This window comes from Pseudomonas sp. ICMP 8385, assembly GCF_002699915.1.
GTDB classification, from domain to species: Bacteria; Pseudomonadota; Gammaproteobacteria; order Pseudomonadales; family Pseudomonadaceae; genus Aquipseudomonas; species Aquipseudomonas gessardii.
The window spans coordinates 74506-89918 of sequence record NZ_LKBY01000097.1 but is presented as its reverse complement, the minus strand read 5'-3'; the positions used below and the strand labels follow the sequence as shown (position 1 = coordinate 89918).

The window sequence follows — 15413 nt, the reverse complement described above, 5'->3', positions numbered from 1 at the left end:
GGGAGGCGAATTCTACAGCGTTACACGCTGCTGTCAACACCTCTTTTTCTCCGCTTTCGACCGAGAGGATCGAAACGTTAATAGAGCCAAACAACATTGCTCTACCAACTCCTTCTGGGCTTCGATGAACTGAAGCAACTCGCTGTCGAATTCTGCGTAACTCTTTGTTTACCAAGGAGTTTTCCGTTTCGACTGCGCCGGAAGTGGGGCGAATTATAGACAGATATAAATCGCCGTCAACCCTTAATTTCAGGTTTATTCGGATTTAAGCGTAATACGTGCAAATGCCTTCTTGCCGGCCTGGCAAACGTGGGTCGCGCCCAGCTCGTATATAAAGGTGCGATCGACAACCTCACCATCTATACGCACACCACCAGAACCCAGAAGGTCACGAGCAACCGCCGAGTTCTTCACCAGGCCTGCCTTATTAAGGACAGCCGCGATCGGCATCGCCTCGCCAGCAGTCAGCTCAATCTCAGGCAGATCATCCGGCAGCTCGCCATCCTTCATGCGATTGCCCGCCGCACGGTGAGCACTGGCCGCAGCCTCCTCGCCATGGAAGCGCGCAACAATCTCTTCCGCGAGCTTGATCTTGACGTCCCGCGGATTCGCACCCGCCTCTACGTCGGCACGCAACGCATTGATCTCATCCATCGAGCGGAAGCTCAACAGCTCGAAGTAACGCCACATCAGCGCATCCGGAATAGAAACCAGCTTGCCGTACATCACGCCCGGTGCTTCCTGGATCCCGACATAGTTGCCCAACGACTTGGACATCTTCTTCACGCCATCCAACCCTTCCAGCAATGGCATGGTCAGAATGCACTGGGCCTCCTGACCATACGCGCGCTGCAGCTCACGCCCCATCAACAGGTTGAACTTCTGATCAGTACCGCCCAGCTCGACATCCGCACGCAGCGCCACCGAGTCATAACCTTGAACCAACGGATATAGGAACTCGTGAATCGCAATAGGCTGATTGGTGGAGTAGCGCTTATCGAAGTCATCGCGCTCAAGCATCCGCGCAACGGTGTACTGGGATGTCAGGCGAATAAAGTCCGCCGGGCCCATTTGATCCATCCATGTGGAGTTGAACGCCACCTCGGTCTTGGCCGGATCGAGAATCTTGAAGACCTGGGTCTTGTAGGTCTCGGCATTATCGAGAACCTGCTCACGGGTCAGCGGCGGGCGCGTGGCGCTCTTACCACTCGGGTCGCCGATCATCCCGGTGAAGTCACCTATAAGGAAGATCACCTGGTGCCCCAGCTCCTGGAACTGGCGCAGCTTATTAATAAGCACGGTATGACCCAGGTGCAGATCCGGCGCTGTCGGATCAAAGCCAGCCTTAATACGCAGGGGTTGGCCACGCTTGAGCTTTTCGATCAGCTCGGCCTCGACCAACAGTTCTTCCGCACCACGTTTGATCAGCGCTAGCTGCTCTTCAACCGACTTCATAACAGACCCGCAAGGCTCAGATTCAAAGGGAACCAACCATACAAGATCAGGGACTAATTACAAGTTTTGCCCTGTAAACAGACACCATTCGGCGAGCCCGGCATTCGCAAGCTTGCACCACAGATGATTTGGTTATATTTTATACAGTTATTTCATCTTCATCATGTCATTCATCTTTTCCATTTCATCTTTTCAAAGTCAAAATTACCTATGACCACTGAACCGTCTAAAGCGCCGCCGCTTTACCCGAAGACCCACCTGCTCGCCGCAAGTGGTATCGCCGCCCTTCTCAGCCTGGCACTCCTGGTATTCCCTTCCAGTGACGTAGAAGCCAAACGAACGACTCTGAGCCTTGACTTGGAGAGCCCGATTGAACAATTGACACAAGATCAAGACGCCTCTGACGCGCAACAAGCCACAACCGCAAGCGTCGAGTCACCATTTGCACAGATCGAAGACAGTGCGGACGACACCCAGCAAACCGCCCAGGCAGCACCTACACCCCAGATCGCAAAGGGCCCGGAGCATCGTGAAGTCATCGTGGGCAAAGGTGACACGCTATCGACGCTGTTTGAAAAGGTCGGCCTTCCAGCCACGACTGTTAATGAGGTGCTGGCCAGCGATAAGCAAGCCAAACAGTTCACCCAACTCAAGCGTGGCCAGAAGCTTCAGTTCGAGCTGACCCCGGACGGCCAACTGACCACCCTGCACAGCAACCTCAATGACCTCGAAAGCATCACCCTGACCAAGGGCGCCAAGGGCTTTGCCTTCAATCGCGTGACCACCAAGCCGGTGATGCGCTCGGCCTACATTCATGGCGTGATCAACAGCTCATTGTCCCAGTCCGCAGCGCGCGCGGGCCTGTCCCACAGCATGACCATGGACATGGCCAGCGTATTTGGCTACGACATCGACTTCGCCCAGGATATTCGCCAGGGTGACGAGTTCGACGTGATCTACGAGCAAAAGGTAGCCAACGGCAAGGTCGTCGGCACCGGTAATATCCTGTCGGCGCGTTTTACCAACCGCGGCAAGACCTACACCGCCGTGCGCTACACCAACAAACAAGGCAATAGCAGCTACTACACCGCCGACGGCAATAGCATGCGCAAGGCCTTCATCCGTACTCCGGTTGACTTCGCCCGTATTAGCTCGCGTTTCTCCATGGGCCGCAAGCATCCAATTCTGAACAAAATCCGCGCCCACAAAGGCGTGGACTATGCCGCACCGCGCGGCACGCCGATCAAGTCTGCCGGCGACGGCAAGGTGCTGCTGGCCGGGCGCCGCGGCGGCTACGGCAACACCGTTATCATCCAGCACGGCAACAGCTACCGTACGCTCTACGGTCACATGCAAGGCTTTGCCAAAGGTGTGAAGACCGGCGGCAACGTCAAGCAAGGCCAAGTGATCGGCTATATCGGCACCACTGGCCTGTCCACCGGCCCGCACCTGCACTATGAGTTCCAGGTCAACGGTGTGCACGTCGACCCGCTGGGCCAGAAGCTGCCAATGGCCGACCCGATCGCCAAGGCCGAGCGCGCCCGCTTCCTTCAGCAAAGCCAACCGCTGATGGCACGCATGGACCAGGAACGCGCCACCATGCTGGCTTCGGCGAAGCGCTAAGCGATGGCGCTCTATATAGGTGTGATGTCCGGGACCAGCCTCGATGGCCTGGATATTGCGCTGATCGAGCAGGAAACGGCGGTCAAGCTGATCGCCACGCACTACATCCCCATGCCCGCCCCCCTGCGTGTTGAACTGCTGGGCCTTTGCGCCAGCGGCCCGGACGAGATTGCACGTTCGGCGATTGCCCAGCAAAACTGGGTAACACTCGCCGCCCAGGGCATTCATGCTTTGCTGGAGCAACAGCAGCTCACTCACCACAACATCCGCGCAATTGGCAGCCACGGACAAACCATTCGCCACGAGCCTGCCCGCGGTTTCACCGTACAGATCGGCAACCCCGCCTTACTGGCTGAGCTGACCGGAATCACCGTGGTCAGTGACTTTCGTAGCCGCGATGTGGCCGCCGGTGGTCAGGGTGCGCCACTGGTGCCAGCCTTTCACGAATCGCTGTTTGGCGAGGCCGACGGCAACCGCGCAGTACTGAATGTCGGCGGCTTCAGCAACCTGAGCCTGATCGAGACCGGCAAACCGGTAGCGGGTTTTGACTGCGGCCCAGGCAATGTCCTGCTGGACGCCTGGATTCACCAGCAACGGGGCGCAACCTTTGACCGCGACGGCCAATGGGCGGCGACAGGAAAGGTCGAGCCACAGCTGCTCAGCGCGTTGCTCAGTGACCCTTTCTTCCTGACCCAGGGCCCAAAAAGCACAGGGCGCGAAGTCTTCAACCTGCCCTGGCTGGAACAGCACCTCGGCCGACTGCCATCACTGCATGCCCAGGATGTCCAGGCCACGCTGCTGGAACTGACGGCGCAGACCATCGTTGCCTCATTGAAATCCGCGCAATCGCACACCGAAACCCTGCTGGTGTGTGGCGGCGGCGCGCATAACACCACGCTGATGAACCGCCTCGCCGCCATGCTACCGGCCACCCGCGTCAGCAGCACCGCCACCTACGGCGTAGATCCTGACTGGGTGGAAGCCATGGCCTTCGCCTGGCTGGCCCATTGCTGCCTTGAAGGCATCGCCGCCAACCGCCCAAGCGTGACCGGTGCCCGCGGCCTTCGCGTACTGGGCGCGATCTACCCCGCCTGAATCGCAGATAGCAAAACGCCGCTTGCCCCATAAGAGCCAAGCGGCGTTTTGCCTACCCGCTATCGATCAGATCGAAAACGACGAACCGCAACCACAAGTCGTGGTGGCATTCGGATTTTTGATCACAAAGCGCGAGCCTTCCAAACCTTCCTGGTAATCCACCTCGGCACCCGCCAAGTACTGGAAGCTCATCGGATCCACGACCAGGCTTACGCCCTCGCGCTCGACGATGGTGTCGTCATCGGCCACATCTTCATCGAAGGTAAAGCCGTACTGAAACCCTGAACAACCGCCGCCCGTAACGAATACGCGCAGCTTCAAGCGATCATTACCCTCTTCATCGACCAGGCTCTTCACCTTGTGCGCAGCACCGTGGGTGAATTGCAAAGCCGTGGGGGTGAAGGATTCAACGCTCATGCTGATAATCTCCCGGCGTAGCGCCGCCATATGCGTGATGGCGGCCATTATCCGCTTCTCCTAGAAAAGCGGTCAACTATTGTTACGGTATATCAATCTGCCCGGCGCCCCCTAAAAAACACAAAAGGCCCGATCAACGGGCCTTTTGCACAGCAGCCAAAGCCTTAAGGCAGCATGCCGGCGTGGGACAAGCCGAGCTTCTCATCCAGGCCGAACAAGATGTTCAAGTTCTGCACAGCCTGGCCCGACGCGCCCTTGACCAGGTTATCGATAACCGACAGCACCACCACCAGGTCGCCATCCTGCGGACGATGCACGGCAATCCGGCACACGTTGGCACCGCGCACGCTGCGGGTTTCCGGGTGGCTGCCGGCCGGCATCACATCGACGAACGGCTCATTGGCATAACGCTTCTCGAACAATGCCTGCAGATCCACCGAGCGATCCGTAACGGTTGCATACAGTGTCGAGTGAATCCCACGGATCATCGGGGTCAGGTGCGGCACAAACGTCAGGCCAACGTCACGGCCGGCCGCACGGCGCAGGCCCTGGCGAATTTCCGGCAGGTGACGATGACCTTTGACGGCATACGCCTTCATGCTTTCCGAGGTCTCGGAGTACAAGGAGCCTACGGCCGCACCGCGACCTGCGCCACTGACCCCCGACTTGCAGTCGGCAATCAGGCGCGAAGCATCAGCCAGGCCGGCCTCCAGCAACGGCAGGAAACCCAACTGGGCCGACGTCGGATAGCAACCCGGCACGGCAATCAGGCGCGCCTGCCTGATCTGCTCGCGATTGACCTCGGGCAAACCATACACCGCCTCTTCGAGCAGCTCTGGAGCACCATGGGGCTGACCGTACCACTTGGCCCACTCATCGGCATCCTGCAGGCGGAAGTCCGCCGAGAGGTCGATGACCTTGGTCCCGGCCGCCAGCAGCTCGCCGGCCAAGGCATGGGCAACCCCGTGCGGCGTGGCAAAGAACACCACGTCGCAGGCACCCAGGGTCTTGATATCCGGAACGCTGAACGCCAACCCGTCGTAATGACCGCGCAGGTTGGGATACATATCGGCAACGGCCAGGCCGGCCTCGGATCGGGAGGTGATGACCACCACCTCAGCTTGCGGATGCTGAGCCAACAGACGCAGCAATTCGACACCGGTGTAACCCGTGCCGCCGACGATACCGACCTTGACCATAAACCTGCCCTCAACGAACCACTGGAAAGCCGTCGATAATAGGGGCCGTATCGTTCTGCGACAACCGTCAAGGTGACGTGCGCACACTCTAACCTCTACTATCTCCAGTTACCGTGAACCTGGGAATAACTAAAAATGCTTTATCTATGGCTCAAAGCCTTTCATATCGTCAGCATTGTCTGCTGGTTTGCCGGGCTGTTTTACCTACCGCGCCTGTTCGTCTACCACGCACAAAGCCAGGATGCTGTCAGCCAGGAGCGCTTCAGCCTCATGGAGCGCAAGCTGTACAAGGGCATCATGCTGCCGGCGATGATCGCCACGCTGGTCTTCGGTATCTGGTTGATCAGCCTTAACCCGAGCGTCTTCAGCCAGGGTGGCTGGATGCACGCCAAGTTGACCCTGGTGGTGATCCTGATCGGCTACCACCATATGTGTGGCGCCCAGGTAAAACGTTTTGCCCGTGGCGAAAACACCCGCAGCCATGTCTTTTATCGCTGGTTCAATGAAGTGCCAGTTCTGATATTGCTGGCTATTGTAATTTTGGTCGTCGTAAAGCCGTTCTAACTCTCATCAGTTGCACTTAATCCGGGGTACTTCCAATGTCGCTGCCCGCTTTGCTAGAACAACGTCTGCGCCTGCCCGTGGTGGCTGCGCCGATGTTCCTGATTTCCAACCCACAACTGGTCCTGGCGTGCTGCCGCAATGGCGTGGTCGGGAGCTTCCCGGCACTCAACCAACGCGAAAGCAGTGGTTTCAAGGCCTGGCTGGAAGAAATCGAGGCGGGCCTGGCGCTGCTGGACAACCCCGCGCCCTACGCGGTCAACCTGATCGTGCACCACAGCAACCCGCGCCTTGAGGCTGACCTGGCGATCTGTGTCGAGCACAAGGTGCCGATCGTCATCACCAGCCTGGGCGCGGTCAAAGAATTGGTAGACGCCGTACACAGCTACGGCGGCCTGGTGTTCCATGACGTCACCACCCGGCGCCATGCCGAAAAAGCTGCCGAAGCCGGTGTCGACGGGCTGATCGCCGTGGCAGCGGGAGCCGGTGGCCATGCCGGCACCTGGAGTCCGTTCTCGCTGATCGCCGAAATCCGCCAGTTCTTCGACAAGACCCTGCTGCTGGCCGGCTGCCTGAACCATGGGCACGAAATCCTCGCCGCGCAATTGCTCGGTGCCGATCTCGCCTATTTCGGCACGCGCTTTATCGGCACCACTGAAAGCCACGCCCCCGATGCCTATAAAGAGATGCTGCTCACATCGCGCGCGGCCGATATCGTGCACACTCCGGCGGTGTCCGGCGTGCCGGCGAGCTTTATGCGTCAGAGCCTGGAAAACGCCGGTTTCGACCTCGCCGCCCTGCAAGGCAAGGGTGAAGTCAACTTTGGCGCCAAGCTCAAGCCCCTCAGCGACGAGGCAAAAGCCTGGAAGACGGTCTGGTCCGCCGGCCAGGGCGTGGGTGAGATTAACGATTTACCCAGTGTCGATGAACTGGTTGCCCGCCTCGATGCCGAATACCGCAAGGCCCGCGAGCAAGCAGCACAATTGCGCTGGCCACGCTGACATACCCGCCAGGCCTGCCCATTGAAGCAGGCCTGCATTACCCCCTGAAAAGTGACAAGGATGCCCGCATGAGCGACAACCGTTTCAAGATTGTGTTTGATGGAGCCCTGCTCCCGGGTGTCGAAAGCACCACCGCCAAGCTGAACCTGGCCGAACTGTTCAAAAGCGAAGTCGAGGCGATCGAAAAGCTCTTCACCGGGCGCCCGGTTGCGCTCAAACGCGACCTGTCCCACCCCGATGCCGAAACCTACCTGGCCGCCTTGAAAAACGCCGGGGTTGATGCACGTATCGAAGCCGAACAACCCGTGGCCTTCAACCTGGCCGAAACCCACGAGACCGATTCCGGCGCCTCTGACTTTTCGCGCCCGGCCGCGTCGCCGTATGCACCGCCGCGCGCAGCCGTGGGGGATAACCTTCCTGAGTTTTCCACCCTAAAGGTCTTCACCATCAACGGGCGGATAGGTCGCCTGCGCTTCCTCGCCTGGACGCTGGTCTTGAGTATGGTCTTGTCAGCCATCGTTGGTGCCCTGTTCACGGTTGGCCTGGGTGTTGCGGCCGTCTCCCCCACGGCCGCAATCATCATTGGCTCACTGCTCGGTACCGCCCTGTTTGTGGCCTCTGTGTGGATCAGTGTCCAGATCACCGTGCAACGCCTGCATGACCTGGGCTGGTCCGGGTGGTTATGGTTCCTGAACCTGGTGCCGATCGTAGGCAGCATTTTCCCGATCCTGCTGATTGTGCTGCCAGGCAATGCGGGCGCCAACCAATATGGTGCGCCACCGCCACGCAACTCCACCGCCGTGAAAGTCCTGGCCACTCTGTGGCTGGCAATCATCCCGCTGATATTCGCCGCCGCAGTGATGCTGGGCATGAGTGGTTATCTGGACCAACTGGAAACCAGCGTGGACAGCGGCTACGAAAGCAGCGCCATGAGCACCGATGATGAAGCTGACCAGAGCGTCATCGCCGGTGAAGAAGATGTGCAAAGTGCTGCCGAAGCAGCCGAACCTGTAGACTCTCCAGAAGAATGAAGAAACGCCCCACGCCTGTGACGCATCTGTCGCAGGCCCGGTGGCGTTGCGATGGAGAAACGCATGACCCGTTACGCTCTGATCACCGGCGCCTCCAGCGGCATCGGCCTGGCCCTGGCCGAAGCACTGGCCCGTCGCGGCCGCAGCTTGATTCTGGTGGCCCGCCAGCGTGATCAGTTGGAAAGTATTGCCATAGAGCTGACCCAACGCTTTGGCGTCGAAGTGTTGTTCCGCGCCTGCGACCTGGGTGAGCCATTGCGGCTTTCGGGGTTCCTGCTGGAGCTGGAAGAAGGCGAGCGGCAGATCGACTTGCTGGTCAACTGCGCCGGCATGGGCACCAGCGGCCCGTTCCTGGCCCAGGACTGGATGACCGAGCAGGACCTGATCGAGGTCAACATCCTGGCCCTGACCCGCCTGTGCCACGCGCTGGGTAATGCCATGGCCCTGCACGGTGGGGGGCAGATCCTCAACGTCGCCTCGGTCGCGGCCTTCCAGCCGGGGCCGTGGATGAGCACCTATTACGCCAGTAAGGCCTATGTGCTGCACTTTTCCGAAGGCCTGCGCGAAGAGCTGAAGAGCTGTGGCATCAAGGTTTCAGTGCTCTGCCCCGGCCCGACACGCACCGCCTTCTTCGGCACCGCGCAGATGGACACTGCCAAGCTGGACCGTCAACAACTGATGAGCCCGGAAGAAGTGGCGCTGCACACCGTGCGTGCCCTGGCAAAGAACAAAGCGATCATTATTCCCGGTCGCCGTAACCGCTGGCTGGCATTCAGCCCGCGCTTGAGCCCGCGCTGGTTGACCCGCAAGATTGCCGGCGCCATCAACAAAGCCTATTGCCCGCGCTGACCTGCTGAGTACACTCACCCTGCACTTTCATAATGGAGAAACAGCTGTGGATACTCTGTTCACCAAGATCATCAACAGAGAAATACCCGCGAGGATTATCTACGAGGATGACCAGGTCCTGGCCTTCCACGATATTGCGCCAATGGCCCCCGTGCATTTCCTGGTGATTCCGAAAAAACCGATCCGCACCCTCAACGACCTTACGGAAGAAGACAAGGGCCTGGCTGGGCATATCCTGTTCACCGCCCAGCGCCTGGCCGTGGAACAAGGCTGTGAAAAAGGCTTTCGTGTGGTGATGAACTGCAATGAGGATGGCGGCCAGACCGTCTATCACATTCATATGCACGTATTGGGTCAACGCCAGATGAACTGGCCACCGGGCTGAGGCCCCCCATTGCAGGAGCCGGCTTGCCGGCCCCTGCAAGAAGCATGACCCAGCGCAAACGCACACCCCTCTCTTGCGGTAAACTGGCCGCCGAGATTTTTCCCGGAGGTCAGCATGACTACCCAGCGTCACTACTCGCCGATTGACCGACTGTTGCTGCAAGCCGACACCGCCATGCGTACGCTGCTGCCCTTCAGCGGCCAGCCGTATCGCCCATCACCGGCCATCGTGCAACCCGAAGCACAAATGAGCCAGACGGATACCCGGCATGTCGCTGGCCTGATGCGTATCAACCATACCGGTGAAGTCTGTGCCCAGGCGCTGTACCAGGGCCAGGCCCTGACCGCCAAGCTGCCGCAAGTGCGCGCAGCCATGGAGCATGCGGCCGAGGAAGAAATCGACCACCTGGCCTGGTGTGAGCAACGTATCCGTCAGTTGGGCAGCCACCCCAGTGTGCTGAACCCACTGTTTTATGGGCTGTCGTTTGGTATCGGTGCCGCTGCTGGCTTGATCAGCGACAAGGTCAGCCTGGGTTTTGTCGCCGCCACCGAACATCAGGTGTGCAAGCACCTGGATGAGCATCTGGAACAACTGCCGGCCGCGGACGAAAAATCCCGGGCGATTCTTGAGCAGATGCGTATCGATGAAGAGCAGCACGCAGAAAGCGCGCTGGATGCCGGCGGTTTCCGCTTCCCGGCGCCAGTGAGGTTTGGCATGAGCCTGATGGCCAAGGTCATGACCAAGAGCACCTACCGAATCTGAACTGCAAAAAAGGGCGCTTGCAAAGCGCCCTTTCTTTTTGCCAGCAGGTCCTGTGATCAACCCAACTCAATGATCTCGTAATCATGAGTAATGGCCACACCGGCCGCGCCGAGCATGATCGAGGCCGAGCAGTACTTCTGCGCCGACAGTTCGATGGCCCGCTTGACCTGCGCTTCCTTCAGCGCACGCCCCTTGACCACAAAATGCATATGGATCTTGGTGAATACCTTCGGGTCTTCAGTCGCGCGCTCGGCCTCCAGAAAGGCTTCGCAGCTTTCCACTGCCTGGCGCGACTTCTTCAGGATACTGACCACATCGAAGTTGCTGCAGCCACCCACGCCGAGCAGGAGCATTTCCATGGGACGTACCCCCAGATTGCGGCCACCGGCTTCTGGCGGGCCGTCCATGACCACCACATGACCACTGCCCGACTCACCGAGGAACATGGCTTCGCCCGCCCATTGGATGCGTGCCTTCATCGCCCAGACTCCACTGCTAAAAAAGGGGCGTCAGCTTATCACAGGCCCCCGCGAGCGCAGTGTTCTGCCGGAACACGATCAACAGTGGGCGTTGATAGGTAAATTCCCTGATCGAGTCAGAATGTGTCTGTTAAGCTGGCGCCAAATCAATGGCGCATTGCCATCCACTGGATGGACCTCGCTCGATAAAAAATACACGTCCAACCACACCGTGCAGTCTTTTCGGGATACAACCATGGTTGCTATTACCCCCCCCACACCCAAGATCAAGAACCTCGATAAGTTGCTGACCCATTGTCAGCGTCGGCGCTATCCGGCCAAGCAGAACATCATCTGCGCCGGGGAACGCTCGGAAACCCTGTTCTTTATTATCAAAGGTTCAGTCACGATCCTGATCGAGGATGAAGACGGCCGCGAAATGATCATCGCCTACCTCAATACCGGTGATTTTTTCGGGGAGCTGGGCCTGTTTGAGCAAGCCGGGAAAGAACAGGAACGCAGCGCCTGGGTAAGGGCCAAGATCGAGTGCGAGGTCGCAGAAATCAGCTACACGAAGTTTCGCGAGCTGGCCCAACAGGACCCCGACATCCTCTACGCTCTGAGCGGCCAGATTGCCCAGCGCTTGCGCAACACCACGCGCAAAGTCGGCGACCTGGCGTTCTTCGACGTCACCGGGCGCGTGGCCCGCTGCCTGCTGGAACTGTGCAAGCAGCCCGATGCCATGACCCATCCCGACGGCATGCAGATCAAGGTTACTCGCCAGGAGATCGGGCGGATCGTCGGTTGTTCGCGGGAGATGGTCGGTCGAGTGCTCAAGGATCTGGAAGAGCGCAACCTGGTGCACGTCAAAGGCAAGACGATGGTAGTGTTCGGTACTCGCTAGGGCGCAAAGACCTGCGCCAGCATCTGCCGGTATAAACCGTCGAGGCGGCTGATGGCATCCGGCGCAGCAAAAGCTTCATGCAAGGCGATATGGCTGTCGGCGCGCACCCGCTGCTCCAGGCCGCACGCCTGATTGAAGCGGTTGACCGCCGCAATCAGTTCCTCGCGATGGTTATCCAGCAACAGCGCGCCATGCACCAGGCCCACCGGGCGCCCACCACTCTGGCGCCAGCGCTGGGCCGTACCGACCATCTTGCGCTCGTCGAGGTTGACGTTATAGCGGCCATCGCAAAAGGCCCCGTCGATTTCGCCCACGGAGGCATCGCCACCCAATTCGGTCAGCAGGTCACAGATGGGTTGGCACAGACGCAAGTAGCCGGTTTCAATCCGGCCCTGGTCGCCCTCACTGCGCGGCGGTGCGTAGACCAGGGCGATATTGACCGTGGCGCTCGATTGCGGCACCGGTTCACCGCCGGTTTCCCGTAGCAACACCGGCCAACCGTGGGCGGCCGATACCTGGCTCGCCGCTTCAAACGCAGGCAAGCGGCTTAGGCGACGAGGCATCACCAGGGCCTGGTCGCTGGGTTGCCAGAACAGCAGGCCGAAGGATTGCTCACCCGCGCAGACGGCAGCCAGCAAGTCCTGCTCGGCGGCAAGGCCTGCTTCAACGGTCATCGCTACGGGTTGGATCATCGAACACCTACCTTTCTGAATAAACACAAAAAATGTGGGAGCTGGCTTGCCTGCGATGCTGTCGCCTCGGTGTCTCTGTTGCACCGAGGTGATGCTATCGCAGGCAAGCCAGCTCCCACACAAGCCAGCTCCCAAAGTGAGCCCCTTTTGGATCAATCCAGCGTCGAACCACTGACCGGCAGGCCACGCTCCGGGAAAAACAGGCGCTGCAACTCCGCCCCAGGATTCTCCGCCCGCATAAAGGTCTCGCCGACCAGGAACGAGTAGACGTCGCTGATTTCCATCAACTCCACATCCGCGCGATTGACGATCCCGCTCTCGGTAATCACCAGGCGGTCGCGGGGAATGCGCGGCAGCAGGTCCAGGGTGGTTTCCAGGTTGACTTCAAAGGTGTGCAGGTTGCGGTTATTGACCCCCACCAGCCGTGTATCAAGGGTTTTCAGCGCACGCTCCAGTTCGTCACCGTCATGGACTTCGACCAGCACATCCAGGCCCACGCCTTTGGCAACTGCCGCCAGCTCGGCCATCTGCCCGTCGCCCAAGGCCGACACGATCAGCAACACACAATCCGCGCCCAACGCCCGCGCTTCGACGATCTGGTACGGGTCGATCATGAAGTCCTTGCGGATCACCGGCAACTTGCACGCGGCGCGGGCTTGTTGCAGGTAAGCGTCGGAGCCCTGGAAGTAGTCAATGTCGGTGAGCACCGAAAGGCAAGTCGCCCCGCCCTTCTCATAGCTGGCCGCAATCTCTGCTGGCACGAAGTGCTCGCGGATCACGCCTTTGCTCGGCGAGGCCTTTTTGATCTCGGCGATCACCGCTGGCTGCTTGAGCTTGGCCTGGGTGACCAGGGCATTGGCAAAACCGCGGGGTGCCTCGGCGCTTTTTGCCAGGCTTTCCAACTCGGCCAGGCTCACCCGTGCGCGGCGTTCGGCCACTTCTTCAACTTTGCGGGCGAGGATGTTTTCCAGAACTGTTGGCACGCTCATCCTTCATTCTCCATCTTGAATACGGCCGTGAATGCTCCCAGCTCTTCGAGCTTTTCGCGAGCCAGACCCGTATGCAGCGCATCGTGGGCCAAGGCGACACCTTCTGTAAGACTATAGGCGTGATCGGCTGCATAAAGTGCCGCGCCAGCATTCAGAACAATCATCTCGGCCGCTTTCTGGCCGTTTTCGGTCTTGCGACGCCCCAGGGCATCGCGAATCAATTCCAGGGACGCCGCCGGGCTGTCCACCGCCAGGCCATGCAGGCTCTGGCTCTTCATGCCGAGGTCTTCTGGCTCGACCCAGTATTCGGTGACCTGATCGTTCTTCAACTCGGCCACAAAGGTCGGGGCCGCCAGGCTGAACTCGTCCAGGCCATCCTTGGAGTGCACCACCAGCACATGCTTGCTGCCCAGGCGCTGCAGAACTTCGGCCAATGGCCGGCACAGCGCCTGGCTGAACACGCCCACCACCTGATGTTTCACACCGGCCGGATTCGTAAGCGGGCCAAGCATGTTGAACAGGGTGCGCAGGCCCAGGTCCTTGCGCGGGCCGGCGGCGTGCTTCATCGCCCCATGGTGGGACTGGGCAAACATAAAGCCGATGCCGACGTTGTCGATGCAGCGCGCCACCTGCACCGGTGTCAAGTTCAGGTAGATCCCGGCCGCTTCCAGCAGGTCGGCACTGCCGCTCTTGCCGGAGACGGCACGGTTGCCGTGCTTGGCCACGGTGCAGCCGGCAGCCGCCACCACGAAGGAGGACGCCGTCGAGACGTTGAAAATATTCGCACCATCGCCGCCGGTGCCAACCACATCGACCACACCGTCGAGGGTCTTGAGCTCGACCTTGTCCGCCAGTTCACGCATCACCGAGACGGCGCCGACGATTTCGTCGATGCTCTCGCTCTTCATACGCATGGCCATCATAAAGGCGCCAATCTGCGCATCGGTGCATTGGCCGGTCATGATTTCGCGCATGACATCGCTCATCTCAGCGGTGCTCAGGTCCAGATGGCCGACGATACGGCTCAGGGCAGTCTTGATATCCATGGAAAGTCCTTAGCGCGTGCCGCCGCTCTGCTTGAGAAAGTTGGCGAACAGCTCGTAGCCCTGCTCGGTCAGGATTGATTCGGGGTGAAACTGCACCCCTTCGACATTCAGTGTCTTGTGCCGCAGGCCCATGATCTCGTCGACCGAGCCGTCTTCCAGCTGGGTCCAGGCCGTCAGTTCCAGGCACTCGGGCAAGGTCTGGCGCTTGACCACCAGTGAGTGGTAGCGGGTCACCGTCACCGGCAGGTTCAAGCCCTGGAACACACCTTGATCATTATGGAACACCGGGCTGGTCTTGCCGTGCATCACCTGGCGGGCGCGCACCACGTCGCCACCAAACGCCTGGCCGATGGACTGGTGGCCCAGGCAAACCCCGAGAATCGGCAGCTTGCCGGCAAAAAAGCGGATGGCGTCCAGGGAGATGCCCGCTTCGGTCGGCGTGCAGGGGCCTGGGGAAACCACGATGCGCTCAGGATTCAGGGCGGCAATCTGCGCCACTGTCATTTCATCGTTGCGCACCACCTTGACCTCGGCACCAAGCTCGCCCAGGTATTGCACAACGTTGTAGGTAAAGGAGTCGTAGTTATCAATCATCAGCAACATGTGGGTTCAAACCTCTTGAATTCACTGATTTTGGATGACTGCCTTCCAAGAGCGTGACCCGCTGCCAGACGCACGTTCCGGTTGCCGGGGTCAGCCGGCAAGGGGCGTCGAACAACGGGTGAAGAAGGCAAATCGGTACAGGTCCGGCCGGGCCGGCAGAGAAAATTCAGGCGCGCCAACGCCAACGGGCGTGTGCCTTGACTACTCGCATCAAGAGTTTGCTGATGATCAACACGGGGAGGGTCTCATTCATACGTTCAGGCACAGTAACGTAGCCTCGCCGACGGTGCAATATGGAGCAGCAAATACGGGGGCTATGACCAAGGGTTTGTAGGAAAAAACG

The 15413-nt window shown here is 59.6% G+C and carries 17 protein-coding genes; 9 read left to right on the top strand and 8 right to left on the bottom strand.

The window, feature by feature from the left end:
• Nucleotides 1–255 precede the first annotated feature (255 nt).
• A complete protein-coding gene (gene tyrS, locus AO268_RS14135; protein WP_076962201.1) occupies nucleotides 256–1455 on the bottom strand; it encodes a tyrosine--tRNA ligase in 1200 nt (399 codons plus the stop codon).
• A gap of 210 nt (nucleotides 1456–1665) precedes the next feature.
• On the opposite strand from tyrS, the gene AO268_RS14130 reads away from it, so the two are divergent.
• Nucleotides 1666–3078: an OapA family protein gene (locus AO268_RS14130; RefSeq protein ID WP_076962202.1), complete on the top strand. Its 1413-nt coding sequence runs from the start codon at nucleotides 1666–1668 to the stop codon at nucleotides 3076–3078.
• 3 nt (nucleotides 3079–3081) lie between these two features.
• Nucleotides 3082–4173: an anhydro-N-acetylmuramic acid kinase gene (locus AO268_RS14125; RefSeq protein ID WP_099169013.1), complete on the top strand. Its 1092-nt coding sequence runs from the start codon at nucleotides 3082–3084 to the stop codon at nucleotides 4171–4173.
• A gap of 66 nt (nucleotides 4174–4239) precedes the next feature.
• Here AO268_RS14125 and erpA read toward each other — a convergent pair whose 3' ends face one another.
• Together erpA and argC are read right to left on the bottom strand one after the other, a co-directional pair.
• Entirely contained in the window at nucleotides 4240–4590 is a 351-nt protein-coding gene (gene erpA, locus AO268_RS14120) for an iron-sulfur cluster insertion protein ErpA (protein WP_003176443.1), read from the bottom strand.
• 164 nt (nucleotides 4591–4754) lie between these two features.
• Nucleotides 4755–5789: an N-acetyl-gamma-glutamyl-phosphate reductase gene (gene argC, locus AO268_RS14115; RefSeq protein ID WP_076962204.1), complete on the bottom strand. Its 1035-nt coding sequence runs from the start codon at nucleotides 5787–5789 to the stop codon at nucleotides 4755–4757.
• Between the two features lie 135 nt (nucleotides 5790–5924).
• Here argC and hemJ point away from each other — a divergent pair, with 135 nt between their 5' ends.
• The 6 genes from hemJ (at nucleotide 5925) to coq7 (ending at nucleotide 10378) form a co-directional block, all read left to right on the top strand.
• On the top strand, nucleotides 5925–6353 hold the full coding sequence (hemJ, locus tag AO268_RS14110; protein ID WP_029296744.1) for a protoporphyrinogen oxidase HemJ: 429 nt from the start codon (nucleotides 5925–5927) through the stop codon (nucleotides 6351–6353).
• A 35-nt stretch (nucleotides 6354–6388) separates the two neighbouring features.
• Nucleotides 6389–7351, top strand: a complete 963-nt coding sequence (locus AO268_RS14105; protein ID WP_099169012.1) for an NAD(P)H-dependent flavin oxidoreductase — start codon at nucleotides 6389–6391, stop codon at nucleotides 7349–7351.
• A 68-nt stretch (nucleotides 7352–7419) separates the two neighbouring features.
• The gene (locus AO268_RS14100) at nucleotides 7420–8382 is read left to right on the top strand and encodes a DUF805 domain-containing protein (RefSeq protein ID WP_099169011.1); all 963 of its coding nucleotides are present in this window, start codon (nucleotides 7420–7422) and stop codon (nucleotides 8380–8382) included.
• Between the two features lie 63 nt (nucleotides 8383–8445).
• The gene (locus AO268_RS14095; protein WP_099169010.1) at nucleotides 8446–9231 is read left to right on the top strand and encodes an SDR family NAD(P)-dependent oxidoreductase; all 786 of its coding nucleotides are present in this window, start codon (nucleotides 8446–8448) and stop codon (nucleotides 9229–9231) included.
• Between the two features lie 46 nt (nucleotides 9232–9277).
• On the top strand, nucleotides 9278–9616 hold the full coding sequence (locus tag AO268_RS14090) for a histidine triad nucleotide-binding protein (protein ID WP_032858506.1): 339 nt from the start codon (nucleotides 9278–9280) through the stop codon (nucleotides 9614–9616).
• 114 nt (nucleotides 9617–9730) lie between these two features.
• Nucleotides 9731–10378 (top strand): 2-polyprenyl-3-methyl-6-methoxy-1,4-benzoquinone monooxygenase, encoded by a 648-nt coding sequence (coq7, locus tag AO268_RS14085; protein WP_099169009.1) that lies wholly within the window; start codon nucleotides 9731–9733, stop codon nucleotides 10376–10378.
• 56 nt (nucleotides 10379–10434) lie between these two features.
• Here coq7 and AO268_RS14080 read toward each other — a convergent pair whose 3' ends face one another.
• Nucleotides 10435–10857 carry an OsmC family protein gene (locus AO268_RS14080; protein ID WP_029296755.1) on the bottom strand — a complete coding sequence of 141 codons (423 nt, stop codon included), beginning with the start codon at nucleotides 10855–10857 and terminating at the stop codon, nucleotides 10435–10437.
• A 235-nt stretch (nucleotides 10858–11092) separates the two neighbouring features.
• Between AO268_RS14080 and crp the strand changes: the two genes are divergently transcribed.
• On the top strand, nucleotides 11093–11740 hold the full coding sequence (gene crp, locus AO268_RS14075; RefSeq protein WP_076962209.1) for a cAMP-activated global transcriptional regulator CRP: 648 nt from the start codon (nucleotides 11093–11095) through the stop codon (nucleotides 11738–11740).
• Here crp and AO268_RS14070 read toward each other — a convergent pair.
• From AO268_RS14070 to AO268_RS14055, 4 genes are all read right to left on the bottom strand, one after another.
• The gene (locus AO268_RS14070) at nucleotides 11737–12432 is read right to left on the bottom strand and encodes a lipoate--protein ligase family protein (RefSeq protein ID WP_099169008.1); all 696 of its coding nucleotides are present in this window, start codon (nucleotides 12430–12432) and stop codon (nucleotides 11737–11739) included. The two genes, crp and AO268_RS14070, sit on opposite strands and share 4 nt — an antisense overlap.
• A 152-nt stretch (nucleotides 12433–12584) precedes the next feature.
• Nucleotides 12585–13421 carry an indole-3-glycerol phosphate synthase TrpC gene (gene trpC / locus AO268_RS14065; protein WP_099169007.1) on the bottom strand — a complete coding sequence of 279 codons (837 nt, stop codon included), beginning with the start codon at nucleotides 13419–13421 and terminating at the stop codon, nucleotides 12585–12587.
• Nucleotides 13418–14467 (bottom strand): anthranilate phosphoribosyltransferase, encoded by a 1050-nt coding sequence (gene trpD, locus AO268_RS14060; protein ID WP_076962212.1) that lies wholly within the window; start codon nucleotides 14465–14467, stop codon nucleotides 13418–13420. Before trpD ends, trpC begins: the two co-directional genes overlap by 4 nt.
• 9 nt (nucleotides 14468–14476) lie before the next feature.
• The gene (locus AO268_RS14055; RefSeq protein ID WP_076962213.1) at nucleotides 14477–15070 is read right to left on the bottom strand and encodes an aminodeoxychorismate/anthranilate synthase component II; all 594 of its coding nucleotides are present in this window, start codon (nucleotides 15068–15070) and stop codon (nucleotides 14477–14479) included.
• Nucleotides 15071–15413: the final 343 nt, after the last annotated feature.